The organism is Acinetobacter sp. 1125_18A, assembly GCF_052824985.1.
Window position 1 is genome coordinate 129,790 of sequence record NZ_VTDG01000008.1, and the last position, 25,023, is coordinate 154,812.

26 protein-coding genes are annotated in these 25,023 nt (G+C 38.1%); 19 read left to right on the forward strand and 7 right to left on the reverse strand.

The window, feature by feature from the left end; all coding sequences use genetic code 11:
* The first annotated feature begins 4 nt into the window (after nucleotides 1-4).
* The 8 genes from FY049_RS15035 to FY049_RS15070 all read left to right on the forward strand — a co-directional run bounded on the left by FY049_RS15035 (nucleotide 5) and on the right by FY049_RS15070 (nucleotide 8,524).
* Nucleotides 5-1,078, forward strand: a complete 1,074-nt coding sequence (locus tag FY049_RS15035; protein WP_105713717.1) for an NAD(P)H-dependent glycerol-3-phosphate dehydrogenase — start codon at nucleotides 5-7, stop codon at nucleotides 1,076-1,078.
* A gap of 92 nt (nucleotides 1,079-1,170) precedes the next feature.
* Nucleotides 1,171-1,626 carry a SixA phosphatase family protein gene (locus FY049_RS15040; protein ID WP_056512714.1) on the forward strand — a complete coding sequence of 152 codons (456 nt, stop codon included), beginning with the start codon at nucleotides 1,171-1,173 and terminating at the stop codon, nucleotides 1,624-1,626.
* Nucleotides 1,627-1,664: 38 nt separating this feature from the next.
* Nucleotides 1,665-2,807, forward strand: coding sequence for a type II secretion system protein GspL (gene gspL, locus FY049_RS15045; RefSeq protein ID WP_224963770.1), 1,143 nt, complete (start codon nucleotides 1,665-1,667; stop codon nucleotides 2,805-2,807).
* Nucleotides 2,807-3,286, forward strand: coding sequence for a type II secretion system protein GspM (gene gspM / locus FY049_RS15050; RefSeq protein ID WP_224963769.1), 480 nt, complete (start codon nucleotides 2,807-2,809; stop codon nucleotides 3,284-3,286). The genes gspL and gspM overlap by 1 nt, the downstream gene beginning before the upstream one ends.
* Before the next feature lie 89 nt (nucleotides 3,287-3,375).
* A complete protein-coding gene (locus tag FY049_RS15055) occupies nucleotides 3,376-4,380 on the forward strand; it encodes a quinone-dependent dihydroorotate dehydrogenase (RefSeq protein WP_446083950.1) in 1,005 nt (334 codons plus the stop codon).
* 3 nt (nucleotides 4,381-4,383) lie between these two features.
* A complete protein-coding gene (locus FY049_RS15060) occupies nucleotides 4,384-4,977 on the forward strand; it encodes a CvpA family protein (protein WP_004719444.1) in 594 nt (197 codons plus the stop codon).
* A gap of 24 nt (nucleotides 4,978-5,001) precedes the next feature.
* Nucleotides 5,002-6,546 (forward strand): amidophosphoribosyltransferase, encoded by a 1,545-nt coding sequence (gene purF / locus FY049_RS15065; protein WP_056512722.1) that lies wholly within the window; start codon nucleotides 5,002-5,004, stop codon nucleotides 6,544-6,546.
* Between the two features lie 85 nt (nucleotides 6,547-6,631).
* Entirely contained in the window at nucleotides 6,632-8,524 is a 1,893-nt protein-coding gene (locus FY049_RS15070; protein ID WP_004822360.1) for a M48 family metalloprotease, read from the forward strand.
* A gap of 110 nt (nucleotides 8,525-8,634) precedes the next feature.
* Here FY049_RS15070 and bioB read toward each other — a convergent pair whose 3' ends face one another.
* Both bioB and queG read right to left on the reverse strand, forming a co-directional pair.
* Complete coding sequence (bioB, locus tag FY049_RS15075) at nucleotides 8,635-9,624, reverse strand: biotin synthase BioB (protein WP_004719449.1); 990 nt, start codon at nucleotides 9,622-9,624, stop codon at nucleotides 8,635-8,637.
* A 299-nt stretch (nucleotides 9,625-9,923) separates the two neighbouring features.
* Entirely contained in the window at nucleotides 9,924-11,024 is a 1,101-nt protein-coding gene (gene queG / locus FY049_RS15080; RefSeq protein ID WP_446083951.1) for a tRNA epoxyqueuosine(34) reductase QueG, read from the reverse strand.
* Nucleotides 11,025-11,070: 46 nt separating this feature from the next.
* On the opposite strand from queG, the gene FY049_RS15085 reads away from it, so the two are divergent.
* The 4 genes from FY049_RS15085 to FY049_RS15100 are packed head-to-tail and all read left to right on the forward strand — an operon-like array spanning nucleotide 11,071 to nucleotide 14,099.
* A complete protein-coding gene (locus FY049_RS15085) occupies nucleotides 11,071-12,558 on the forward strand; it encodes an NAD(P)H-hydrate dehydratase (RefSeq protein ID WP_446083952.1) in 1,488 nt (495 codons plus the stop codon).
* Nucleotides 12,558-12,830, forward strand: coding sequence for an acylphosphatase (locus FY049_RS15090; protein WP_446083953.1), 273 nt, complete (start codon nucleotides 12,558-12,560; stop codon nucleotides 12,828-12,830). Before FY049_RS15085 ends, FY049_RS15090 begins: the two co-directional genes overlap by 1 nt.
* A 50-nt stretch (nucleotides 12,831-12,880) precedes the next feature.
* Entirely contained in the window at nucleotides 12,881-13,765 is an 885-nt protein-coding gene (locus FY049_RS15095; protein ID WP_262781906.1) for a hypothetical protein, read from the forward strand.
* Nucleotides 13,758-14,099, forward strand: coding sequence for a hypothetical protein (locus FY049_RS15100; RefSeq protein ID WP_004719458.1), 342 nt, complete (start codon nucleotides 13,758-13,760; stop codon nucleotides 14,097-14,099). The genes FY049_RS15095 and FY049_RS15100 overlap by 8 nt, the downstream gene beginning before the upstream one ends.
* 129 nt (nucleotides 14,100-14,228) lie before the next feature.
* On the opposite strand, the gene ruvC is transcribed toward FY049_RS15100, so the two are convergent.
* The gene (gene ruvC / locus FY049_RS15105; protein WP_004719459.1) at nucleotides 14,229-14,774 is read right to left on the reverse strand and encodes a crossover junction endodeoxyribonuclease RuvC; all 546 of its coding nucleotides are present in this window, start codon (nucleotides 14,772-14,774) and stop codon (nucleotides 14,229-14,231) included.
* Between the two features lie 311 nt (nucleotides 14,775-15,085).
* On the opposite strand from ruvC, the gene FY049_RS15110 reads away from it, so the two are divergent.
* The gene (locus FY049_RS15110) at nucleotides 15,086-15,655 is read left to right on the forward strand and encodes an FxsA family protein (RefSeq protein ID WP_446083954.1); all 570 of its coding nucleotides are present in this window, start codon (nucleotides 15,086-15,088) and stop codon (nucleotides 15,653-15,655) included.
* Nucleotides 15,656-16,083: 428 nt separating this feature from the next.
* Entirely contained in the window at nucleotides 16,084-16,713 is a 630-nt protein-coding gene (locus tag FY049_RS15115; RefSeq protein WP_056512737.1) for a LysE family transporter, read from the forward strand.
* Here the strand turns inward: FY049_RS15115 and FY049_RS15120 are convergent.
* Nucleotides 16,710-16,898 carry a hypothetical protein gene (locus FY049_RS15120; RefSeq protein ID WP_056512843.1) on the reverse strand — a complete coding sequence of 63 codons (189 nt, stop codon included), beginning with the start codon at nucleotides 16,896-16,898 and terminating at the stop codon, nucleotides 16,710-16,712. The two genes, FY049_RS15115 and FY049_RS15120, sit on opposite strands and share 4 nt — an antisense overlap.
* A gap of 296 nt (nucleotides 16,899-17,194) precedes the next feature.
* Here FY049_RS15120 and FY049_RS15125 point away from each other — a divergent pair, with 296 nt between their 5' ends.
* Nucleotides 17,195-17,446: a hypothetical protein gene (locus FY049_RS15125; RefSeq protein ID WP_004719463.1), complete on the forward strand. Its 252-nt coding sequence runs from the start codon at nucleotides 17,195-17,197 to the stop codon at nucleotides 17,444-17,446.
* A 258-nt stretch (nucleotides 17,447-17,704) separates the two neighbouring features.
* Here the strand turns inward: FY049_RS15125 and metK are convergent, their stop codons facing one another.
* Nucleotides 17,705-18,871: a methionine adenosyltransferase gene (gene metK, locus FY049_RS15130; RefSeq protein WP_004719464.1), complete on the reverse strand. Its 1,167-nt coding sequence runs from the start codon at nucleotides 18,869-18,871 to the stop codon at nucleotides 17,705-17,707.
* Between the two features lie 568 nt (nucleotides 18,872-19,439).
* Here metK and tkt point away from each other — a divergent pair.
* The 3 genes from tkt to FY049_RS15145 all read left to right on the forward strand — a co-directional run bounded on the left by tkt (nucleotide 19,440) and on the right by FY049_RS15145 (nucleotide 22,720).
* Nucleotides 19,440-21,428 carry a transketolase gene (tkt, locus tag FY049_RS15135; RefSeq protein WP_151801517.1) on the forward strand — a complete coding sequence of 663 codons (1,989 nt, stop codon included), beginning with the start codon at nucleotides 19,440-19,442 and terminating at the stop codon, nucleotides 21,426-21,428.
* A gap of 173 nt (nucleotides 21,429-21,601) precedes the next feature.
* Nucleotides 21,602-21,817 carry a hypothetical protein gene (locus FY049_RS15140; protein ID WP_004719469.1) on the forward strand — a complete coding sequence of 72 codons (216 nt, stop codon included), beginning with the start codon at nucleotides 21,602-21,604 and terminating at the stop codon, nucleotides 21,815-21,817.
* Nucleotides 21,818-21,946: 129 nt separating this feature from the next.
* Nucleotides 21,947-22,720, forward strand: a complete 774-nt coding sequence (locus tag FY049_RS15145) for a hypothetical protein (RefSeq protein ID WP_446083955.1) — start codon at nucleotides 21,947-21,949, stop codon at nucleotides 22,718-22,720.
* 40 nt (nucleotides 22,721-22,760) lie between these two features.
* On the opposite strand, the gene FY049_RS15150 is transcribed toward FY049_RS15145, so the two are convergent.
* On the reverse strand, nucleotides 22,761-23,171 hold the full coding sequence (locus FY049_RS15150; RefSeq protein WP_056512744.1) for an OsmC family protein: 411 nt from the start codon (nucleotides 23,169-23,171) through the stop codon (nucleotides 22,761-22,763).
* 310 nt (nucleotides 23,172-23,481) lie between these two features.
* On the opposite strand from FY049_RS15150, the gene FY049_RS15155 reads away from it, so the two are divergent.
* Nucleotides 23,482-24,060 (forward strand): YceI family protein, encoded by a 579-nt coding sequence (locus tag FY049_RS15155; RefSeq protein WP_004719471.1) that lies wholly within the window; start codon nucleotides 23,482-23,484, stop codon nucleotides 24,058-24,060.
* A 232-nt stretch (nucleotides 24,061-24,292) separates the two neighbouring features.
* Here FY049_RS15155 and FY049_RS15160 read toward each other — a convergent pair whose 3' ends face one another.
* A complete protein-coding gene (locus tag FY049_RS15160) occupies nucleotides 24,293-24,976 on the reverse strand; it encodes an Lcl C-terminal domain-containing protein (protein ID WP_056512746.1) in 684 nt (227 codons plus the stop codon).
* Between the last annotated feature and the right edge of the window lie 47 nt (nucleotides 24,977-25,023).

A 25,023-nucleotide genomic window follows, 5' to 3' on the forward strand; every position in this document is an offset into this window, starting at 1 on the left:
ATAAATGTCGGATTTACAATTTAAAGATTTAGTTGAACCTATTGTATTGGGTCAGAAAACAGCGTTGCGTGTGACTGTACTGGGTGGTGGTAGTTTCGGTACAGCAATGGCAAATACAGCAGTACGTAATGGTTGTGACACCATGATTTGGATTCGCGATGAAAGTATCGCAGCTGAAATTAATGCGACTCATGTCAATAAACGCTATTTACCTGATTTTCAATTGGAGACGGGTTTACGTGCTGAGTCAAATTTAGAAGATGCAGTGCGTGATCGCGATATTATTTTGGTGGCAATCCCAAGCCATTCTTTTCGTGATGTTTTACGTCAAATTAAACCGTTTATTAGTGCACAAGCCGTTGTTTCATTAACCAAAGGCATCGAAGCAAAAACCTTTAGCTTTATGAGTGACATCATTCGTGAAGAGCTTCCTGAAGTTCCTTATGGTGTTCTTTCAGGACCTAACTTAGCCAAAGAAATTGTTGCAGGACAACCAGCAGGTACAGTGATTGCCAGTGATAGTGAATTAGTACGTTATGCCGTACAACAAGCACTACATAGTGCATTGTTTCGAGTGTTTGGCAGTGACGATGTACATGGTGTTGAGCTGGGTGGAGCACTTAAAAATATTTATGCTGTTGCAATGGGAATGGCTGCTGCTTATAAAGTAGGTGAAAATACCAAGAGTATGATTTTAACCCGTGCTTTGGCTGAAATGAGTCGCTTTGCAGTTAAGTTGGGGGCAAATCCTTTAACATTCTTAGGTTTGTCTGGTGTGGGTGATCTTTTCGCAACCTGTAACAGCCCGTTGAGCCGAAATTATCAAGTTGGTTTTGCCTTAGGTTCTGGAAAGACACTGGAACAAGCAACCTCTGAATTGGGGCAAACTGCTGAAGGGATCAACACTATTGTACAAGTCAATGCACGTGCAAAGGAGTTGGATGTCTATATGCCAATTACCACTGCATTGTATGAAGTTATTTTTGAAGGGGCGCCACCACTGAATATTGCCGTTTCTTTGATGAAGAATGGGCATCGTAGTGATGTAGAGTTTGTGCTTCCACATAACGAAGTCTGATTGAGCATTTGCTGGGACAATATTCAAAACTTTAGAGATGGATTTGTAACAAAGCCTCGTTATAATCAGTGCAGTATTAAAAAGGAAATCTTATGCAACTGACTTTGGTACGTCATGGTGAAGCAGCTCCACCCGTCAATGGGGTGGACAGTAAACGGCCTTTAACACAACGTGGGCATTTACAAGCAGAACAAACGGCTAATTTTTTAAAAGAAATCGTGCAGCCGGATGTATTTGTTGTCAGCACTTTATTGAGAGCACAAGAAACATTGGCGCACATACAGACTTACTTCCCGAATGTATCTGTATTGGTCTGTGACAAAATAAAGCCAGATGATGATGCAAAATTAGCAATCGAATGGTTGTCACAATTGCCATTTGAACGTATTGTGGTGGTATGTCATATGAATGTTGTGGCACATATTGCAGAACAACTGACACATGAGCATTTTAATCCTTTTGCCTTGGCAGAGGCTCGTATTTATGAGCAAACTGTGATTGCAAATGGTCTATCTACACAAGATAAAGCCTTTATTCCAACTGTATAAAAGCATTGTTAAAAGAACTTAACGGCAGAAAACGATAAATGTTGTACTTATGGATGCCTGAAGCCAATGGGGTTTGGCAGTGGTCTCGAGGAAGTGATTGGACTAAATCTTCGAGCCTAGAACAATTAATACAAGATATTAAACTTTACCAAGGTGAAGAAGCTGTGGCCTTCTTCCCAAGTCGTGAAGTGCAAATTCTTCAACAGAAATTCAGTAAAACTCAATATAAACAATTGGGTGTAGATGGTGTCAAATATTTATTAGAAGAATATGTGATTTTGCCGATTGATCAGATGAAAGTGTTTTCACACTTTCAACAACCTGATCAGGTTTCAATATTGGGGATTCATCAATATGCTGTTACCACAATGCAGCATTCCTTGTCATTGATTCCGTTAAAAATTGTCTCTTTATTACCTGACTTTTTGATGCTGCCTGTACCAGAAGTCGGACAGACGATTTTGGCCAATGTCAACGGGCAATTATTGGTTCGAGAAAGTGAGTTTCTGGGTAATTCGATTGATGATCTGAATGTATATTTGGATTTCGCTGATCGAGAGAAAAGCTATTTATATAGCGGATTGACAGATGAGCAAGCGGTCAGTTTATTTGCCATTGCAGCAGCGGATCAGCGTGAGCCTTTTGATTATCAATTTAGTGAAATCAAAAAACCGAAACTACATCCTTATAATGTATTGCCAAAAGCCAAGCAAGCCAATCAAGGTGTTTCCCGTTATTGGCAAGCCTGTGCAGTTTTGGTGGTTGTTTTGATCATTGCGCAATTGAGTTACGATGCTTTGCGTTGGATTAAGCTGAAGAAAGTTGCGGATCAAACTGCTTTGATTGCAGTTGATCAGTACAAAAAATGGTTTCCAAATGAGCAACGGATTACAGAAGAGTCTGTAGAACGTCAGTTTAAAAATAAATTGGCTTTAAGTCAGAGTGCAAATACCCAAGCTTTACAATTACTCAGTCGTGTTGGGCCAATTTTAATGCAGCATCAGATTATTGCCAGTCGTGTAAATTATGATACAGCAGTGTTAAATATGGATCTGGTGGCGAAAAATGCTGAAGGCTTACAAACCTTGGTGACGCAACTGAATCAACAAGGCTTTAAAGCAGAATTAGGCAATGTTCAGACGCAAGGTGCATCTGTCGTTGGTTTGGTGAAGATACAATAATGAAAACAATGGAAAATGTGCAAAATCGACTGGATGTATGGTCTGAGAAAATCGCAGAGAATTTAGAAAAAATATCTCCACGTGAACGTGTCATGGTTGTTTTCACCACGATTTTTGTCATTGTGGCAATTGTGGGTGCGGCGTTGTGGTACACCCATAAAGCTGCCGAAAAACAGCAAGCACGTTTAAATCAGATGAAAGATCTTGTGGTGTGGATGCAGAGTAATGTAGTGACCATGAAGCCCGCAGATGATTTGGCCTTAACCACTGCAGATAAAATTCAGCGTGTGGCACAACAACAAGGGCTTTCGGTTGCCTCGCAGCAAGTGGGTGAGCAATTTCAGATTATTGCACAACATCAAAACTATGCCGTTTTAGCTAACTTTTTAACCCAAATTGCCCAAATGGGTGTGAGTTTGGAAAAGATGGAGTTAGCCAAAGAAGGTGGGCAGATTAAATTAACAGCGACGGTACAGTAGTAGTGAAAATAAACACAGTTCAAGCATAGCCTTTTCAACATACTGTGCCTATAATATGGCAACTTAAAAAGCAGTAGACTTTTGTAGCTATGATGTATTCACTTGCTCGCCCTTTGTTGTTTTCTTTAGCACCAGAGCGTGCACATGAACTCACATTATCCATGCTTAAATCTGCCCATAAAATGGGGGCGATTCGTCAAACTGTTGCTGCCAAACCAGTCACTTGCATGGGAATTGAGTTTCCAAATCCAGTTGGTTTAGCAGCGGGACTGGATAAAAATGGCGCTTATATCGATGCCTTAGCGGGTTTAGGATTTGGTTTTATTGAAATTGGAACCATTACGCCTAAGCCACAAGAGGGCAATCCCAAGCCACGTCTTTTTCGTATTCCTCAAGCCAAAGCAATTATTAACCGTATGGGGTTTAATAATGATGGTGTGGATCAATTGGTTGAGAATGTTAAAGCCGCAAAATTTAAAGGCATTCTTGGTATCAATATTGGTAAAAATGCCACAACACCAGTTGAAGATGCAGTTTCCGATTATTTAGTTTGTCTTGAAAAAGTTTATAACTACGCATCTTATATTACTGTTAATATCTCATCACCAAACACCACGAATTTACGTTCTTTACAAAGTGGCCATGCGCTCACTGAACTTTTGGAAACACTCAAAAAACGTCAGTTAGAGTTGGCAGAAGAATTGCAGCACTATGTTCCTTTAGTGTTGAAAGTTGCACCAGATCTAGAAGCTTCAGATATCGAATTTATTGCATCACAATTGTTGCAGTTTAAAATTGATGGATTGATTGTGACCAATACAACATTATCCCGTGAGGGTGTTGAAGGTTTACCATTTGGTGATGAAGCGGGTGGTTTGTCAGGTGCGCCCGTATTTGAAAAGAGCACGGCATGTTTGGCGGCTTTTTCAAAAATTTTACAAGGTAAAATTCCTTTAATAGGTGTTGGTGGCATTTTATCTGGTGAACAAGCTGTTGCAAAACAACAAGCTGGTGCAAGCTTAGTCCAAATTTATAGTGGTATGATCTATACAGGTCCTACACTCATTAAAGACTGTGTTGACGCTATGATTTAAAATATGAATACCTTAGACATTATTATTCTGATTCTATTGCTCATTGGAGGGCTAAACGGTTTGCGACAAGGATTCGTGAAAGCCTTTGCGAACTTGATAGGATGGATTTTTGCACTGATTGTCGGTGCTAAATATGCCAATATCATCGCACCTTCAATGTCTGCACTCAGTCAGGATCCTGTGGTGCAGAAAATTGCTGCATTTGCTTTTATTGTCTTGGTTATTATTGTTTTAACATGGATTGTCACCGCCTTACTCAATCAGATTTTAAAAACTTTAAAACTCGGGCCGTTAAATCGTTTAGCTGGAAGTGCTTTAGGGACCTTGAAAGGTTTGTTCATCGTCCTCATTACTATGCAAGGTTTGGGACCGTGGGTTGAAAGTTCTCCAACGTGGAAACAATCCAAATTCATTCAGACGCTGTTACCATTTGCACCTTTGGCATCTGAAATCTCTAAAGATGCTGCAAATGAAGCATTACATCATATACATTCAGAAGATCGTTCCGATGATACTTCTGTAACTAAGGCTGATCGATCATCGGATACTCAAAGCGATGAAAAATCAGCACATTCGACAAAGAATCCGTTTTATTAGTCCTAGCTGGTCTGCGAGGTAGTTATGTGTGGAGTCGTTGGTATAGCAGGTAAAGCACCTGTAAACCAAATGTTATTTGATGCGTTGACGATGTTACAACATCGTGGGCAAGATGCGGCTGGGATTGTGACTTGTCATAATGGACGTCTTTTTCTAAGAAAAGATAATGGTATGGTACGTGATGTATTTCATACTCGCCACATGCGCGCATTACTCGGTAACTATGGTATTGGTCACGTGCGTTATCCAACTGCTGGTTCTTCAAGTAGTGCAGAAGCGCAGCCTTTCTATGTAAACTCACCTTATGGGATTACATTGGCGCATAATGGTAACTTAACCAATGCGGCTGATATTCACGATGACTTATTCAAAACTGACTTACGTCATATGAATACGGACTCAGACTCAGAAGTATTGCTAAACGTTTTTGCTCATGAATTGCAAAAATGTGCATCATTAACGCCAATGCCTGAAGATATTTTTCATACAGTTAAACGTGTGCATGAGCGTTGTAAAGGTGCTTATGGTGTCGTTGCAATGATCACAGGGCATGGTATCGTAGGTTTTCGTGATCCCAATGGTATTCGTCCACTGATCTATGGTTCACGTTTAACTGAAAATGGTGAAACAGAATATATTATCGCTTCTGAATCTGTTGCGATTACCGCGTTAGGTTTTAAAGTAGAACGTGATATTGAGCCTGGTGAAGCGATCTTTATCAATTCAAAAGGTGAGTTCTTTTCACAACAGTGTGCGGCAAATTCGCGTTACCGCCCATGTATTTTTGAATATGTCTATTTTGCGCGTCCTGATGCAACCATCGATGGTATTTCGGTATATAAAGCACGCTTGAAAATGGGTGAAACCCTTGCGAAGAAAATTCTTCGTGAATGGGGGGATATGCACGACATCGACGTGGTGATTCCAATTCCAGATACGAGCCGTACTTCTGCTTTAGAATTGGCGAATATGTTGGGCGTGAAATTCCGTGAAGGTTTCATGAAAAACCGTTATATCGGTCGTACCTTTATTATGCCGGGTCAGCAACAACGTACCAAATCTGTTCGTCAAAAACTCAACCCTGTAGAGCTTGAGTTTAAAGGCAAGAACGTTTTGTTGGTTGATGATTCGATTGTACGTGGTACCACTTGTAATGAAATCATTCAAATGGCACGTGATGCGGGTGCGAAAAAAGTCTATTTTGCTTCTGCTGCACCAATGGTGAAATATCCAAATGTGTACGGTATTGATATGCCAGCAAAAGCAGAGTTGATTGCTTCACATCGTAGTGTTGAGGAAATTCAGGACATTATTGGTGCTGATCGTTTAATCTTCCAAGACTTGGATGATTTAAAAGCGGCAGTAAGAACCAGTAAAGTACCTGTCATTCAAGATTTTGATTGTTCAGTATTCGACGGTGTTTATGTTACAGGCGATATTGATGAGCAATATTTAACTGATCTTGAGCAAAGTCGTAGTGATACTGCGAAAAAAGAAAAAGATGGTTATATTGATGTCAATATCGATGCAGCATCTGTGGATTTAAGCGGTATCAAAGAAGAAATGTAAGCAACTTTGATTTACATTGAGAAAAAGCGGGAAGTTCCCGCTTTTTTCATTTATAGTATTTTGCAATGTAATGAGGAATTTTACATTGAAAGATGTCAGTCATTATTTGATAAAAAACAAGAATATGTTGTGGTCTGCAAGTATTTGCTTACTGGCGGTCATTTTGACCATTTTTATTCTAAATACTGTTTTAGGATTGCTGGTTCACTATGTGGATCCAGATCAAGAGATCTGGTGGAATATCCTCAGCCCTTACTGTGTCGGTTTGATCATCGTCATCATTGGTTGGTCAATTGCATATGAATTTTATGTGTTCCGTACAGGTGGTCACTCACTTGCAAAGCAATTAAAAGCCCGTCGTTTAAGTCAAATTGAAAGCACTCCGGAAGAAAGTGTGGCCTTAAAACTCGCAGATAAATTTGCAGAGACTTTTGAGATTGATGCTCCTACATTATATGTATTGCCAGATGAAGTTGGGGTTAATGCTTTAACTGCTGGGTTTCATCCAAGAGATACGGTGATTATCTTGACCTGGGGCGCATTACAGAATCTGGATGAATTAGAACTTTATGGTTTATTAGGGCATGAGTTTAATCAAATTCTATCCGGTGAAGCACGAGAAAATACCCGACTTAAAATTTTATATAGTGGTTTAATTACCTTTAGTCAGTTGGGAAGCAAAATCGCAAAGCAGGGCTTTAATCGTTATAACGCCAAGGGAAATCAGCATAAATTTGAAACCAGTTTTGTCGCAGTGGGTGGGGTGATTTGGCTACTCGGCAGTATGGGGATTTTAATTAATCGTTTGATTAAATATTTCACTTTGGGTGGCCGTACTTTTTATAACGATTATAAAACTAAAAAATTATTGCTCAATAATGCCAATGTACAAACCTTATTGCGTATCTATGTCCATCATGCAGGTTCTCAAATTCATAGTGAGTTTTCTGAAGCCATTGCTCATATGTGTTTTGCCAATTCCTTAAGTCCGCAAAGTTGGTTAAATATCCATCCAAGTATTGAAGACCGTATTTATGAGTTAAATCCGACACTGTTACAGGATCTACAGCTGGAAAATTTAAAAAAATTACGTAGTCAGCCTTTATTTAGTTTGTTACGCCCTTTGGAAGAATCAACAGGGGACGTTTATAACCCGTGGGTATCTCCACAGCCTTTACCTTTATTACGCTTATCCCCAATTAGTTTTGCCTTAAACGATGCAATTAAACCTTTAAATCCAGAAGTACGCCGTCAAATTGAGCGTTCAGACTTGATTCAGCGTGCTATGCAAACGGCAACGGGTTCTCGTGAGGTAATGGTCGCCATCTTAATGATTCGACAGTATCGCGAGTTTATTCCGTCTGATGCGGAGGTAAGTCGTGCCATTATTGACTCACTTTTAAATTTAGATGGTCGGGTACATATTCAAATTTTCCATGATGCCTGTGAAAACCTTGGTAATATGCCTGCGACCAGTGCACGTCAATTTGTCACCAAGCTTGCGAAAATTATTCAAGAAGATGGTGAGATTGGTTTGTTGGATGCATTGCTGATTGAGCGTGTAAAAGCTGAATTGCATTTGTTGCCGATGCATACACCGTCATCCTTGGAAACGGTGAAGCCACAAATTGTGCGCTTGATTGATGCCTTGCTGCATGTACAGCAAATTAACAGTGCCAATCAGCTTGATGTGCGCTATGAGATTTTAGAACGGGTTTTGTCTAAGGATGAGTTAGAACTGTTTGAAGAAATCTCAGATGAACCTATTGATTTGGGTGAAATCTTAAATGATATCGCAGGGTTATTATTACGTGATCGCCTGAGTATTTTGGGTGTGGCTGAAATTTGTTTGTGGAATGATCGAATTATTACCCAAGATGAATTAGATGTACTGCAATTGCTGTATTGGCGACTTGGCTTTGCCACAGATGATATCGTAGACCAAATGCAGAAAAAGAACAGTGTAATGATTATTTAATAAGACTAAGTATGTTGTAGATAAAGCCATCATAGCAATGATAATAAAAAGAATTAGCTGGGAAATGCTAACACCACTTGATCTTAAGCGGTGTTAGAAAAAACGCTGAATTAACTCGCCATCGCATCGACAGAAAGCTCAGCCACGGTTGGCTTGGCTTTTTCTGCTTTTAGACCTAGCTTATTAAACAATTGTTTGTCTTTGCCTTCACCAGCATTTGGTGTGGTTAATAATTTTTCACCACTAAATAGCGAGTTTGCACCTGCCATAAAGGCTAAAGCTTGATCTGAGTCAGTGAGCGATTCACGGCCAGCAGAGAGGCGGATATAGCTGTGTGGCATGATAATACGCGCAACCGCAATCGTACGAATCCATTCTGTGACATCAAGTTTTTCAACATCTGCAAGGGGCGTGCCTTCAATTGGAACAAGCATATTGATAGGTACAGATTCAGGATGAACAGGCAGGGTTGCTAATTCATGTAATAAACCAATACGATCATTACGATTTTCACCTAATCCAACAATACCGCCACTACAGACTTTCATCCCCGCATTACGGACATGATCCAAGGTGTCTAAGCGATCATCAAAAGTACGGGTGCTGATGATATGTGAATAGTATTCACGCGATGTATCTAAGTTATGATTGTAATAATCTAGGCCTGCTGCATGTAAACGTTCAGCTTGTGATTGGTTGAGCATACCCAGTGTCATACAGGTTTCTAAACCTAATGCTTTAACTTCGCGCACCATTTCGAGGACATAAGGCATATCACGCTCATGTGGGTTTCGCCATGCTGCACCCATACAAAAACGTGAAGAACCTGATTCAATGGCTTCTTTTGCTTCACTGATCACTTTATCAACTGCAATACGTTTTTCAGCTTCTAATTTTGAATCATAGCGTGCAGATTGCGAACAATATTTGCAATCTTCAGGACACTTACCAGTTTTAATTGAAAGTAAAGTACTGACTTGAATGGTATTGGCATCAAAGTGTTCACGATGAGTTTGCTGTGCTTTGAAAACTAAGTCTAAAAAAGGCTGTTCATATAAAGCTTGAATTTCTTCACGAGCCCAGTCATTACGTACTGTCATTAATTAAATCCATGATAATCATTATCTATCCCTGTATATAATACATAATTCATGCCAATTCCATAGGGCAAAAAAGTCCAAATACGATGGTATCTTACGATTAAAAAGATCAAGAGTATAGAAAACTAAAATTATAAATATAGTTGCAAAGTTAACCACATTCCTTGTGATTTACTCACAAAATTTTAACTTTAATTTTTATTAATTTCAGTGTATTGGTCATTAAAATATTCAAAAATTACGAACTTTGCAACGATCTGAAAATTATCACTCGGCACACTTTAAGAGCATAAATGAGCTTAAATTTGGTGTTGTTTAGCGTTTTGCTCTGTAATTGCCCAATCAATATGGACTTGCACAACTTCATCATGTAAGGCTCTATTTTGGGTCAATGCTGCAATAATTTGGGCTGAATACGGTGCATTACCTAAGCCAATTGCAATATTGCGCATAAAGCTTTGAAAGCCTGTACGTCGGATGGGACTACCTTCAGTACAATTGAGGAAGGTTTGTTCATCCCATTGCCATAAATCCAATAAGTTAATATGGTCTAAGCCATGACGCGGGTTAAAGTCTTCAATCGAAGCTTTTTTGGCAAAACTGTTCCAAGGACAAATCAGTTGACAGTCATCACAGCCAAAAACACGGTTACCAATACCACGTCTTAAATCTTCAGGAATAACTCCCTTATATTCGATGGTTAAATAGGCGATACATCTGCGCGCATCCAGCATATACGGCTCAACAATCGCTTGAGTTGGGCAAATATCGATACAGGCTGAGCATGAACCACAATGATGCGTTGCTGGTTCATCAAAGGGCAAATCAAGTGAAGTAAATAATTCACCTAAAACAAAAAAAGAACCCGATTTTTTATGAATCAATAAAGTATGTTTACCGGTCCATCCCATCCCCGCACTTTCTGCCAGTGATTTTTCAAACACCGGCGCTGAGTCCGCAAAGGGACGGGATTCAAACGGACCAACTTTTTCTTTAATGAGGGTTGCCAAGGTTTTTAGCCGACCACGCATGATTTTATGATAGTCACGTCCACGTGCATAACGGGCAATAATTGCTGCATTGGGCTCATCTGGTACATAACGCGGTTTTGGTGTTTCCACCAAATAATTCATTCGTACACAGATGATACTTTTTGTGCCTGGAACCAGTAGTGTAGGATCCGCTCTTTTATCTAAATTTTCTTCTAAAAACTTCATATCGCCATGGTATCCGCGTTTTAAATATTCTTTAAATCGTGGTAATTCAGCTTGAGCATCAGGACGAGCAATGACACAATCAGCAAAGCCCAGTTGCACAGCCTGTTGTTTGATCCAAGATTTTAGTTCTTGAAGATCAAGCTGTTGCAAGGGAATGGATTGCGAAGTTAAAGTTGCCGACATAATGAATCAATGCGCTATAAAATAGTGAGAAGAAAAGGACAGAATGATGCATCAGCAAGTTTATCACAGCCGTGAAATACAAGCATGGGAAGCGCGTTGGTTTGCTCAGCAAAATAGCGTTTTTGGTTTAATGCAACAGGTGGCTTGGTCAATTGCGCAACGCTTAAATATTTTGTTTCAACAAGCTTCTCCCCAAATTACCACTGTTGCGCTGTGGTGCGGTGCAGGAAATAACGCAGGTGATGGCTATTGTGTTGCCCATTATTTGCATCAATACGGTTATCAAGTCGAAATATTTGCAACTGAAGCAGGGCATTCTCAGCAGTTAAAGGCGGCAATTGAGTTAGTACAGAAAGATAAAATCAAAATCCACCCACATTTTAATATCGAAAAGCGCTTTGATTGTCATATTGATGCACTGTTTGGTATTGGTTTAAACCGTAATTTGGATGATGCATTGCAAGCAATTATTCAACACTATAATGCTCAATCAGGTTTAAAAGTAGCCATTGATATTCCAAGTGGTTTAAATGCTAATACAGGACAACCATTACCTCTGGCGGTAAAAGCAGATCAGACATTGACTGTTTTAGGTCTTAAAGCGGGCTTGTTTACAGGACAAGGTCGAGAATATGCGGGTCAAATTGAGCTCATTTCAATTGTTCCTATAGACCCACAATTAAAAGCGGTCGCACAGTTGTCACCCACCCAGATTCAATTACCACAACGCCAAGCGTTCGGTCATAAAGGCAGTTATGGGCATGTTTTGGTGGTCGGTGGGCATGCAGAGATGGGCGGTGCAGTCATGTTAGCTGCTGAATCTGCATTTAGTGCGGGTGCTGGAAAAGTCACGATTGTATGTCATGCCAAACATCACACTGCAATTCTGGCACGCTCTCCTAACATCATGCTGAGAGATATCAACGCTTTAACTGATGTGGATATTCAAAATTTATTAAGCCATGTGGATGCTGTCAGTTTTGGAATGGGTTTAGGGCGTGATGCTTGGGCGAAACAACAATTTTCAAAATGGTTTTCACCCATTCATTTAACCCCACAGCTGCAAGTGGTTTTAGATGCTGATGCTTTGTGGTTTTTAGCTGAACAAGCTGTTCAACTCAATCAACGAACTTACCTGACGCCTCATCCAGGTGAGGCTGCTAAATTATTAAATTGCTCAGTGGCAGAGATTGAAAATGATCGTATTGCTGCGATTCAAAAACTTCAACAAAAATATTCAGGACAATGGGTACTTAAAGGTTCTGGAAGTTTGATTTTAGAAAAGCATCTATGGATCTGTACTGCGGGGAATGCAGGCATGGGCACTGGTGGGATGGGAGATGTTCTTGCAGGAATGATTGCCAGTTTAAAAGCACAATTTGATGAAAATATTCACTTACATGAAATTGTCACCTTACATGCTTTGGCAGGTGATAGGCTCGCAAAAAACGGTATGCGTGGTTTACAGGCCCAGCAAATGCGTGATGCTGTGTATTATGTGGTCAATCATTCATTGTCAGGAGTGAGTATGTGATGAAAGCGGTAAAATTGTTAATTTGTGGTAAAGTTCAAGCTGTAGGCTATCGTCGTTGGTTTGAAAAAGAAGCCTTACAATTGAATTTAAAAGGCTATGTGAAAAATCTAACTACAGGCGAGGTTGAAGCTGTTGTGGTCGGAGATGAACAAGCGATTTTAAGTTTGATTCGTCATTGCTATGTTGGGCCTTTACGTGCTGATGTTACTAGTATTGAACAACAAAACCTGAATCATGATTTAGACTATACTGATTTTAAGATGATCCGTTAAAGAGATCATTTAGAATAGCAACCACATACTGATATAAATCAATATTACCTATGATGATCAACAAAATTTTATTAAGCTGTATTTTGATGTGCGGTATTCATACTGAGCTTGTCGCACAACCAGTAGACGCTGTGACGAATAAGAATAAGATTGCTTTAAAAGATTTGGACTTTAAAACTGTGATGAAATCTTTTTATCAAAAACAGATCCAATATGTCAAAATCCCTCAATTAGATCAGAGCAATATACAGTATGTCGGGATTAAAAATGCCGAATATACCCATGTCTTTGATCGTGATGATGCTGTGATTGTATTTAGTCCTGCGAGTGCTTATCAAAATGCTCAAAATGAGTTGCGCTATCTTATAAGTACAACAGAAGTTTCGATAGATAAAAATAATGAATTACTAAACTTTTGTGGTGTATGCGCAACATTTACTAAAATCTACCTATTTAAGAAAAATGCTTTAGGTCAATTTGAGTTAGTGAGCCAGAGTCAGGATGAAAATAGTTGGATGAATGCAGATTTTAATTATTTGCCTTATCCGACTGAAAATATAGTTAAAAATATTCGAAAAATTGGTCCGAGAATAAAAGGCTATGTTGAAGAACAAGCGTATAGTCGACAAGGCTATTCAACTAGCACGCTCTATATCATCCCATTTGATGAAAACCCTGCAATGGTCAAATTGGAAGTTGCAGAAATTGGGAATGACAATGAAGTGACAGGAAGTGATAAAATCTACAATACACAAGCTGATTATCGTTTTTTAAGCACTGAGCATGATGGTTTGTACGATATTGAAATTCACTATTCTGGTACGCAACAAATCTATGTTGGTGATATCGCTAAAATTGTGCCTATAAATGAAACCCATGTTTATCAGTATAATGAAAAACAGCAGAAGTATATTCGAGTGAAATTACATGATTGATAAATATTTAGTTGTTGGAATTGTATTTGCTGCGTGTTTGGTATTGATTATTTATACCCAACTCGATAGTGGGAAAAAAGAAGATAAGTCTTTGTCATTCAAAGCAAAGTTACAAAAGGAATTTCCAAACTATACCATTCTTGAACGGAATCAAAATTTCATAATTTGTCGAGAAGGGAGTAATCCACGTATCCCTGAAGAGTTGGTGTTGATTCGTGTTGATTCAGAACAGAAGAAAAATCTAAGAACTTCTGGGAAAATGTTAATTGCAACCTATACAAAGCAGCCCAGTATTCGTGAGATTCGAAAAGATACTTTGCCTTATTTAACTTGAGATGGGCTCTACCATCTCAATAATAAAAAACCTTTCAGATCACCTTGGTGATTGCGATAGCTTTTTTATGATTGCAATAGCTTGGACTTTGACATGGGTAGAGCGAGGCGTTTTGGTGGTGTATATAAATTAACGTCGACGACTACTATTGCGACTCCGCCCACGAGCCATACCGCCTAAAGCATTTAGTACAGCTAATTTGCTCATACTGCCAGAAGCATGGGCATGGCAAATTGCTGCAGCGAGTGCATCGGCAGCATCTTGTTGGGGTTGGATTGATAAGTTAAGTAACTTCATCACCATCATCTGAACTTGTTCTTTGTCTGCAGCACCATAGCCCACAACAGATTGTTTAATTTGACGAGCCGTATATTCTGCAACTTGTAAGTCTAAATTGACCAACGCTGCAATTGCCGCGCCACGCGCTTGTCCAAGTTTTAAAGCAGAATCAGGGTTTTGTGCCATAAATACTTGCTCTACAGCAGCTTCTGTAGGGCCATGAAACTGAACAATACGTTCAACTCCAGCAAAAATTCGTTTGAGTCGCTCAGGCATTTCTGTTGTTTCAGTGCGAATTGTACCAGCATCAACAAAAGTAAGTTTTTGACCATCTTTTTCAATGATGCCATAACCTGTTAAGCGTGAACCGGGGTCAATTCCAATAATTAAAGGCATAATACTGCTTATCGTAAGTCTTGCTTCAATTATATGATTCTAAAAATGAATTGTAAGTAAAATTTTAACTTAGTTGTATAATCAAAGTACACAACAGTATTATTTCCCTTAAGCACAGCGCTAGGGTGCTCATTATTTATAAAACCTCAGTCAATAAATCGCACAAATAAATAAAATCGCTGTCAGAACACAAAATTACCCTTTAAAAATTTTTAACTGCCCATATAAATGATAGAAGCAACGAAATTCATTGTTTTTATATGTGAATTTTCAAGCTCACTTTTAATTTATCTTTGAGATGCCTTGTTTCGATGAAACTTTTTCCTATTATTTTAATTGGTACGATTGTTGAAATTGCTGTTTGGATTGGTGTAGCCCAGTTCATTAGCGGTTGGTACGTATTTTTCTGGTTTATCATTGCTTTTGTAATTGGTTTAAACTTGTTGCGTTCAAGTACCGCAACAATTATGCCGCAATTACAACAAATGCAAATGACAGGAATGATGGGGAATGATCCTGCAATTGCCAAAAAAATGGCGACAGCATTTGCGGGTATTTTGTTGATGATTCCAGGTTTAATCACCGATGTCTTGGCGCTACTGGTTATTCTTCCACCTGTACAGAATGCAATTAAAAATGCAGGTATGAAATATATGGCGAAAAAGCAACAAGCCATGATGAACAATATGATGGGTGGAATGGGGGACATGGGTGGTGCTCAAGGTCAAAACCCATTTGCAGATTTGATGCGTCAAATGCAGGATATGCAAAACCAGCAATCTGGTGAGCAACATCGTGATTCAACCATTATTGATGGTGAAGCGCATGAAGTTGAACCGCAGCATAAACAAATTGAATTGAAAGATGTAAATCAAAAGTAAAATACAGTCTACGATGTTGAATAGAACGCCGAATCAATGATTCGGCTTTTTTATACCTGAAATCATAGGGTCTGTTGACAATTCGTCTACGTTTGCGACTACGAGTGTTTTTTAGGCGATACTAGGCACGAAATACGAAATTTAGTCATTCTAAATAAGTAGTTCATAACAAAGTAGCGGCAAAAAACACGCTAGTCCCGCAGTGCTTTGTTCTTGCTCAGGGTTGTGGCTAAAATTATCTCAGCCTACGTTATGAAACTCGAAAATAGTCTCGCTATTTTCTTCGTTTCATGCCTTGCCTGCTCAATTTTAACCTACAACGCAAGCCATTTATGAAATGTCAACAAACCCTAAAGCAAGCATAATTTCTTAAACATATTTTTGATCAAACGATATAATCACTGAGTCACAATTTCTAAGATTTTATTATGTCGATGTTATTGACCATTTGTGCACTACACTTTGTTGCACAGTTGAGTCCTGGTCCAGATGTATTACTTGTCGCTAAAAGCTCAGCATCGACAACACGTGCCAATACTTTAAAAATCATTCTAGGCATCTCTGCCGGTGTGGTGGTATGGGTTGCTTTAACTTTGCTTGGTTTTACGGTTTTATTGGAACAATGGCCATGGATTCAACAAGTCTTGATGCTGATCGGAGGCTTGTTCCTTGCCAAAATGGGCTATGCAATGTTGAGAGGCGGCATTGCAACACTTAAACAAAATACCAATTTAGATGGCGTGATCGAGCAGCCCCCTAAAAACTATTTTCTATTGGGGCTTTATACTAATTTAGCCAACCCTAAGATTGTGATTTATTTTAGTAGTGTTTTTTCATTGGCATTGAGTTCAACAGCAGGTGCAAATTTAAAGCCGCAATTGGCAGTGATTATTCCCATTCAAACATTTTTAGTTTTCAGCTTGTTGATGATGATCATGTCAATTCCTAAAATTAAGCGCATTTATCAAAAATCAGGAAGTTATATCGATATTGTTTCAGGAAGCTTTTTCTTATTATTTGCCATTTTCCTTTGGGTCGATGTCTTGAAGATGTTTTAGTGGTCAGGATGTTGTTGAGGAATTAAAGGCTGTTCTTGTGACTGTTGATCATTGCGACTGTGGTTTTGATCTTGAGTGGTATAGCGATGTGGATCTAAGGTTTTAATATTATTTTCAGATTGCGTGTATTTACGACTGCGATTTGCACGTTCTCTTAAACCGCCTTTTTTAATCAGCTGTACCAAAATAATCTCCAAAACAATATCTTTCACTTTACAGATTATAGCTTGAATCAATGTAATACAGAATATTGAATGAATGATCCACAATTTGATAGGTGTTGATTTATAATCAATTATTTTTAGTATATAAAGTTAAGTTATTGAATTTATATGAGAATATATTGAAACAAATTTGTCTTGTCAAAAGATACGAATCATGTACACTAAAAAAAGAAACAGATTTTTTGCATTACATATATGGATATAATTGTAGTGTAATAATTAAAAACAATAATAGCGCCATAAAAGGAGATCTGAATATGATTCTACAATATCATTGTGCTTGTTGTGATGAAGCGGTCAGTTCAACACAAAAAGTTTGTCCAAAATGTGGCTCTCAACATATTAAAAGCCCATATGGATTATGGACGTTTTGTCTGGCTGCTTGTTTGATTGCAGCAGTAACGTTTAAAGTGGGACATATTTATTTGCAAAATCACAATACAGAAACGCCAGCGCAAGTTTCTTTATTGAGTGTGTTACAGCCAGATGCTAAATCAGGTGGTCAATAAGTGCTGTAAATGATTGGTTGAATTGTGTAAAGGTTTGATTGGGCTTTGAAGAACAATAAAATTAGATCATGCTAATGATTAAAATAAACAAACCATTAGATGTGTTTTAAAGCTATAAATATCGATAAGATATTTAAGATATAGATATTCAGTGGAGTAGAGGAGGAAAAATTTTGAGGTATTCATCTCGATAACATTAATTCAATAAAAAAGCTCGCATATGCGAGCTTTTTTTCAAATTTAGATCTTAGGCTAGAATTACAAATTTGCAGAAGCTTTAAGCGCTTCAACTTTATCTGTTTTTTCCCAAGTAAATGCAGTATCTGAACCTTCACGACCAAAATGACCATAAGCAGCAGTTTGCTTATACATTGGTTGAATTAGGTCAAGCATACGAGTGATACCGTATGGACGTAAGTCAAAATGCTCACGAACCAATTGGATAATCAATTCATCAGATACTTTGCCTGTATTAAATGTGTTGATCGAAATCGAAGTCGGCTCAGCAACACCAATTGCATAAGACACTTGAATTTCACATTTATCCGCCAAACCTGCCGCAACAATATTTTTTGCAACATAACGGCCTGCATAAGCAGCAGAACGGTCAACTTTTGATGGGTCTTTACCCGAGAAAGCACCGCCACCATGACGCGCCATACCACCGTAAGTATCTACAATGATTTTACGACCGGTTAAACCACAGTCACCCACTGGACCACCAATCACAAATAACCCAGTTGGGTTGATGTGAAATTTAGTACCTGCATGGAACATTTCAGCAGGGATGATTTTTTTCACGATTTCTTCAATCACAGCTTCTTTCAGATTGGCTTGTGAAATTTCAGGATCGTGCTGAGTTGAAAGAACAACTGCATCTAGGCGAACAGGTTTACCATTTTCATAGGCAAATGTTACTTGGCTTTTTGCATCTGGGCGTAACCACGGTAGTGCGCCGTTACGACGTAATTCAGCTTGTTTTTCCATTAAGCGATGCGCATATGAAATCGGTGCTGGCATCAACACATCAGTTTCACGGCTTGCATAACCAAACATTAAACCTTGGTCACCTGCACCTTGGTCTTCTGGTTTTTGACGGTCTACACCTTGTGCAATTTCAGGTGATTGTTTACCCACCATGTTAATCACAGCACAAGTTGAACCATCAAAACCTAAATCAGTATGGTGATAGCCAATTCCATTTACGGTATTGCGGACAATAGTTTCAAAATCGACATTTGCAGTCGTTGTAATTTCACCTGCAAGAACGACTGCACCAGTTTTTACTAATGTTTCGCATGCAACCCTAGCGTATGGGTCTTCTTTTAAGATTGCATCCAAGATAGCGTCACTGATTTGGTCAGCCATTTTATCTGGATGGCCTTCGCTCACAGATTCCGAAGTAAAAACAGCATACTCGCGCATGAAAGTCCTATCACAGTAATTTATAAAGACGCAATATGTTACATCGACTTCAGCCTGAGGACTAGCATTACCTGACTAAAATGCATGAATTAAATTCATTTTCATGTGTTTTTAATTGATATGCTCATTAGAAAAATTGATAAAAGATTACGATTGAGTCCTGTTTCTTGGAAAATTTGCAAAAGCAGGTCGATTTGCATTCAAGTTATCATGACTTTTTATCGCGTGAAACGCTTTAGCAAGATCTTGTTCTATTGAATATTGATCAGCATGAAATTTTCAATATTTAGACTGAATAGGGTGGTGAAAGAATATCCGAATGTAAATGCATCGCTTAAACATAATCAAATTTGTTTTGCTGATGTTGAGATGTTCGATGTGAATAAGAAAAAAGACCGTTTTTAACGTTGATTTAAGACTATTCGGTATATTTTTTAATTAATTTGCAACCTAAGCGGATAAATATAGACTTAAGTCTTTACCCTGATCGCTTTTTTTAAGACAATACATCCCAGTTTTTGAATTTTCTATTCATCTTCCTATATTTTAATTTATTGGACTCTGATTTATGACAACCCCGCTGAATGAACGTCGTATAGCTAACGCAATTCGTGTATTGGCTATGGATGCTGTGCAAAAAGCTAATTCTGGACATCCAGGTGCTCCAATGGGGATGGCAGATATCGCTGATGTCGTATGGCGTGAATTTTTAAACCATAATCCAAGCAACCCACAATGGGCAAACCGTGACCGTTTTGTATTGTCAAATGGTCATGGTTCAATGTTGCAATATGCTTTGCTTCATTTAACTGGTTATGATCTTTCTATTGAAGATATTAAACAATTCCGCCAATTACATTCTAAAACTCCTGGTCACCCAGAATTAGGTTATGCACCAGGGATTGAAACGACAACAGGTCCACTTGGTCAAGGTGTTGCCAATGCTGTAGGTTTTGCACTTGCTGAGAAAACTTTAGCGGCACAATTTAATAAAGAAGATATTCAAGTTGTAGATCATTTCACTTACTGTTTCTTGGGTGATGGTTGCTTAATGGAAGGTATTTCCCATGAAGCATGTTCACTTGCTGGAACATTAGGTCTTGGAAAACTCGTTGTTTATTATGATGACAACGGTATTTCTATTGATGGTGAAGTAGAAGGCTGGTTCTCTGACGATACAGAAGAACGCTTTAAAGCTTATGGTTGGCAAGTACTTCGTGCAGACGGTCATGATGCAGATGCAATTCGTGCTGCAACAGTTGCTGCGCGTGCAGAAAGCTCGAAACCTACTTTGATTATCTGTAAAACGATTATTGGTTTAGGTTCGCCAAACAAACAAGGTAAAGAAGATTGCCACGGTGCGCCACTAGGTAATGATGAAATTACATTAACTCGTGAAGCATTGGGTTGGAAAGAAGAGCCGTTTGTTATTCCTGCTGATGTTTATACAGCTTGGGATGCAAAAGCAAAAGGTTCAGCTTCTGAAGCTGCTTGGAATGACATTTTTGCAACCTATGCTGCAAAATACCCAACAGAAGCGGCTGAGTTAAAACGCCGTGTGAATGGTGACTTGCCTGCAGAATTTTTGGCACAAGCGGATGCTTATATTGCTGAAGTGAATGCCAAAGGTGAAACCATTGCAACACGTAAAGCAAGCCAAAATGCGATTCAAGCATTTGCACCTTTACTACCTGAAATTTTAGGTGGTTCTGCTGACTTGGCTGGTTCAAACCTTACACTTTGGAAAGGTGCGAAAGGGGTTGAGTCTGATCCTGCGGGTAACTACGTACATTATGGTGTGCGTGAGTTTGGTATGACTGCAATTGCCAATGGTGTAGCATTGCATGGTGGTTTCATTCCTTATGTAGCAACCTTCCTTATGTTTATGGAATATGCTCGTAATGCAGTTCGTATGTCTGCATTGATGAAACAACGTGTGATCCATGTTTATACTCATGACTCAATTGGTCTAGGTGAAGATGGTCCAACGCATCAACCTGTTGAGCAAATTGCTTCTTTACGCGGTACACCAAATTTAAATACATGGCGTCCATGTGACACAGTTGAAGCGTCTATTTCTTGGAAATCTGCTTTAACACGTAACGAAGGTCCTACAGCATTAATTTTCTCTCGTCAAAACTTACCATTCCAAACACGTACTCAAGCTCAGATTGAGAATGTTGTGAAAGGTGGTTATGTATTGGCTGAAGAAAAAGGCGAATTAAAAGCGATCATTATTGCGACTGGTTCAGAAGTTTCATTGGCGATGGAAGCATATGCACAACTTGATGGTGTACGTGTAGTGTCTATGCCATGTGCGGAAGAATTTGTGAAGCAAGATGCTGCATATCGTGAAGCGGTATTACCATCAAATATCCGTGCACGTGTTGCAGTTGAAGCTGGACATGTAGATTACTGGTGGAAATTTGTAGGTTTAGACGGCAAAGTTATTGGTATGTCGACTTATGGTGAGTCTGCACCAGCCAAAGATTTATTCCAATTCTTTGGTATTACCACTGAAGCTGTTGTTGGCGCTGTAAAAGAATTAACTGCTTAATTCTTGCATCGTTTTAAATATGGAAACGCTCCGCTAGGGGCGTTTTTATTTTGTGAGATTTGTTTGTAAATTAATTAAATTTTAGTAGCAGTTTTTAGCAATAGGTATATAGTTGTGCCATTCATTGGGTATTCATGAAACATGGTGATACATATCCCAGAAGTGAGGAAAATATGAGCCTTTATGAACAAATTAGTGATGAAATTACCTTGATGGACGCAGGTGAGCAAAAATGGATTGGGCAGGATTTGCCGCTTGAATCTATGGTTGCCGTTGAGTTGCTGTTACAAGATTTTCAAGAAGACAAGTTGATTAAGATCCGCCGTAAAAACCATGAAAAACAATCTGGTTTAAAGCAAGTCGATCGTGTCTTGGTTGAGAAGTTATAAGTTTAAAAGCCCCGAAAGGGGCTTTGATTTTTATAGTTTGTAATTTTAAGAATTAATCTTCATCTAAATTAACAGCTGAAAAAAATTATAATTATAGAATCTATTTTTGAAAATATAAAAGATCAGCAAATGAATACTGAACAAGAACAATATTCCATAAAACTAAAAGAATTGATTGCACAAGGTTATAAAATTTTTTCTGTATATAGTCTTGATAAAACGGAAGCTTTAGATGCCTGTATGTGTGGTGGTTGTTCTTTTGAGGAAGATCATATTTATTTGAAAAATACACCATTGCAACGAATTGAGATTGGTATTTTCAACAATTATGTAAATGCAGCATATTCAAATCAAACACCGCTATGCGAGTTCAAATATTTTTTACCATTGTTTTTAGATTTTTTAGTGCAAGGAACCAATAATTTTTTATCAGAAAATTATTTCTTTCAGCGCATAAGTGCTTATAGCTTAGGGGGCTGGACTATTGGGGAATTAACCTTTTTACAGCAATTTGCAGAAACTTATATTCATTATCATTTATATCAAGAAGAGAATGCTGAATTTAAATATATAGAAATTTTTTTGGATATGTTTCAGTCTTATTTGTTTGATACAGAAAAATTGTCAAATCTCTGTTTAAATCATCCCTCAGCATATAGCCTAATTGACTATGCAACGCAAAAAGTGAATAGCGGTTATGATGAATATGAACAAGCAGATGAATTAAGTCTTACTTCTGAACGTGTTAGAAAAATCTTATTGCACTGGAACAATGACCAGACTATTCGTCAGCATTTCATAGATTGTTATAATGCTTTTAAACATCAAGGTTATACTTTTGATCAAGGAAATGCTAACTGGGTCAGAATATGGATAGAGGGCATTGAGCAGGGTATTTATTAAGAAGCATACCTGATCCTCTTGTTATAAAACAGGGGAATTCTTATTCAATACCCAACTCTGTCTGAATTTGAATATTTGAAGTCAATAATTTATGAACAGGGCAGCTTTCTGCAACTTTTAGCAGTCGCTTATGTTGCTCCTCGGTGAAATCACCTTTAAGAACAATTTTTCTTGAAATATTATTTTGACCTGCTTCAGGATCACCCTCAGGATTTAAAACTAAATCTAATTGTACATGTTCAATTTTAAGCCCTTTATGATTTGCATACATTTCTAGGGTGACCACAGTACAAGCACCTAATGCAGATAATAAAATTTGAATTGGATTCGGTGCAGTATCTTGACCACCTTTATTGCTAGGTTCATCGGCATACCATGTATGTCCTTGGGGGTTGGTGAGTGTTACACGATAAGGTGTTTGTGTACTTTGTGCTTGAGCAATATTTGCCATAAAATGTTCATCAGATAAAAAAGACCAGTACCATAAATATAAAATTTCCCTAAAATGGTCTAGTGTAATTTATTGCTTTATAAATTTTAGCTTTGAATTTAGCCTATGGTCTATGCTTTGCTTAATTAGATTGTAAAAAATTAAATAATTATGAAACAATGCCTTGTATTGATTTTTAAGGTTTTGATCAAGTTTTAAAAATGGTCATTATAGAATCGTTGCATATATGCAACATATCGTATTATCAATAACAATGAATTTATACGGGAAGTGTATAAACTAATATCCATTCGATAGCGAGAATATAAAGATGAACTTTAAAGCATTAACATTGGGTTTAGCTGTAGCATCAGTTGCAACTTTCAGCATGGCAAAGCCTGTAGATTACAAAATTGATCCAACACATACCGCAACAGTATTTACTTGGAATCATTTCGGTTTTTCAACACCTTCAGCAAACTTCAGTGACATCCAAGGTACGATCTCTGTTGATAATGCAAAACCAGCAGACTCATCTGTCAATGTAACTATTCCATTGTCTAGTTTAAATACCAATGTTGCAGCATTAGATGAACATTTAAAAAATGCAGATTTCTTTGATGCTGCAAAGTATCCAAACATCACTTTTAAAAGTACGAAAGTTCAAGCTTTAGGTAAAAACAAATACAAAATCACAGGTAACTTAACTGTGAAAGATGTGACTAAACCTGTTGTTTTAGATGCTGTTTTAAACAAACAAGGTGAGCATCCAATGACTAAAGCACAGTCAATTGGTTTCAATGCAACGACATCATTTAATCGTTCAGCATTTGGTGTTGGAGCATATGTCCCGAATGTAGGTGATAAAATCACTGTAAATATTACAACAGAAGCTTCTGTAGCGAAGTAATATTGAAATAGATCAAAGGCCTATAAAGTTAGTTTAACTTGCTTTATAGGCCTTTTTTATCGTCTATTCCTTATCCAATTTAAGATATTTAAATAATCATTACTCACTATGATTTGCTCTATAGGCAAAATCAGCTATTTTTCAGTCGTTGCAATTCTTTCATATTTTTAAATTTTTTCTAACATTATCATGATACTGCTTATATAAAATGCTAGACAATACTGCTGGGAGACTAGCGACTATTTCGAACTGCTCTAGAAAAACTACCGTCGTCTGTGTAGTTAATGGTCGGTGCAAAAAAACCAGTCTTAAAGTTGACTTTCCATGCCTTATATTTGTAGCCTATAGGTTTCCATGGGGATAATGAACTTGACCAATATTTACCATTAGATGGGGTATTAGGGAAAATATGAGTATCTAATGTAGGGCTAGTTGAATCATCAGCACAGTTAGTCGGAGCTTTTTGCCCATAAGGTAGTTTTTTCATTTCAAGTTCATGATCTTGTCCATATTGTCTCCGCTCTTGTTCTGGTAATTGTATTTGTCCTATTTTCCTCCAGCCAGTACTACATTTACGAATTGTTATTAATTCTTTTATTTTGGGAACACGCCAGTTATTTTTACCTTCAAATCCACCATTTTTATTCATTTGATCAAGATAATCTTGTGCGTCTTCCCAGTTTTTAAATTCCAAAGGATCACCCTTACAAGTTGAGCCTGTCCATGATTGCCCAATTGAACAACGCATCCAGATTAGACCTGTTGCAGGGTCACGCCATTGCCCAGATTTGCTTAATTGCTCATCCGTTTCTGCGTAAACACTCATAGCGCTTGTTGAAAATATCAGTAGCAAGTATGCTGGAATTAAGCTTTTACGCTGCTCAATACAAAGTTTAAATTGGTTAAAGATATTCATTTTGTCTTTGTAATTAAGGAATAGTTCTCTTTAATTTACTTTTACTT

Bases quoted from the DNA above. Each gene is read 5' to 3' on its own strand.
- FY049_RS15035 (WP_105713717.1), top strand. From the start codon at position 5: ATGTCGGATTTACAATTTAAAGATTTAGTTGAACCTATTGTATTGGGT.
- FY049_RS15040 (WP_056512714.1), top strand. From the start codon at position 1,171: ATGCAACTGACTTTGGTACGTCATGGTGAAGCAGCTCCACCCGTCAAT.
- gspL (WP_224963770.1), top strand. From the start codon at position 1,665: ATGTTGTACTTATGGATGCCTGAAGCCAATGGGGTTTGGCAGTGGTCT.
- gspM (WP_224963769.1), top strand. From the start codon at position 2,807: ATGAAAACAATGGAAAATGTGCAAAATCGACTGGATGTATGGTCTGAG.
- FY049_RS15055 (WP_446083950.1), top strand. From the start codon at position 3,376: ATGATGTATTCACTTGCTCGCCCTTTGTTGTTTTCTTTAGCACCAGAG.
- FY049_RS15060 (WP_004719444.1), top strand. From the start codon at position 4,384: ATGAATACCTTAGACATTATTATTCTGATTCTATTGCTCATTGGAGGG.
- purF (WP_056512722.1), top strand. From the start codon at position 5,002: ATGTGTGGAGTCGTTGGTATAGCAGGTAAAGCACCTGTAAACCAAATG.
- bioB (WP_004719449.1), bottom strand. From the start codon at position 9,624: ATGACAGTACGTAATGACTGGGCTCGTGAAGAAATTCAAGCTTTATAT.
- queG (WP_446083951.1), bottom strand. From the start codon at position 11,024: ATGTCGGCAACTTTAACTTCGCAATCCATTCCCTTGCAACAGCTTGAT.
- FY049_RS15085 (WP_446083952.1), top strand. From the start codon at position 11,071: ATGCATCAGCAAGTTTATCACAGCCGTGAAATACAAGCATGGGAAGCG.
- FY049_RS15090 (WP_446083953.1), top strand. From the start codon at position 12,558: ATGAAAGCGGTAAAATTGTTAATTTGTGGTAAAGTTCAAGCTGTAGGC.
- FY049_RS15095 (WP_262781906.1), top strand. From the start codon at position 12,881: ATGATGATCAACAAAATTTTATTAAGCTGTATTTTGATGTGCGGTATT.
- FY049_RS15100 (WP_004719458.1), top strand. From the start codon at position 13,758: ATGATTGATAAATATTTAGTTGTTGGAATTGTATTTGCTGCGTGTTTG.
- ruvC (WP_004719459.1), bottom strand. From the start codon at position 14,774: ATGCCTTTAATTATTGGAATTGACCCCGGTTCACGCTTAACAGGTTAT.
- FY049_RS15110 (WP_446083954.1), top strand. From the start codon at position 15,086: ATGAAACTTTTTCCTATTATTTTAATTGGTACGATTGTTGAAATTGCT.
- FY049_RS15115 (WP_056512737.1), top strand. From the start codon at position 16,084: ATGTCGATGTTATTGACCATTTGTGCACTACACTTTGTTGCACAGTTG.
- FY049_RS15125 (WP_004719463.1), top strand. From the start codon at position 17,195: ATGATTCTACAATATCATTGTGCTTGTTGTGATGAAGCGGTCAGTTCA.
- metK (WP_004719464.1), bottom strand. From the start codon at position 18,871: ATGCGCGAGTATGCTGTTTTTACTTCGGAATCTGTGAGCGAAGGCCAT.
- tkt (WP_151801517.1), top strand. From the start codon at position 19,440: ATGACAACCCCGCTGAATGAACGTCGTATAGCTAACGCAATTCGTGTA.
- FY049_RS15140 (WP_004719469.1), top strand. From the start codon at position 21,602: ATGAGCCTTTATGAACAAATTAGTGATGAAATTACCTTGATGGACGCA.
- FY049_RS15145 (WP_446083955.1), top strand. From the start codon at position 21,947: ATGAATACTGAACAAGAACAATATTCCATAAAACTAAAAGAATTGATT.
- FY049_RS15150 (WP_056512744.1), bottom strand. From the start codon at position 23,171: ATGGCAAATATTGCTCAAGCACAAAGTACACAAACACCTTATCGTGTA.
- FY049_RS15155 (WP_004719471.1), top strand. From the start codon at position 23,482: ATGAACTTTAAAGCATTAACATTGGGTTTAGCTGTAGCATCAGTTGCA.
- FY049_RS15160 (WP_056512746.1), bottom strand. From the start codon at position 24,976: ATGAATATCTTTAACCAATTTAAACTTTGTATTGAGCAGCGTAAAAGC.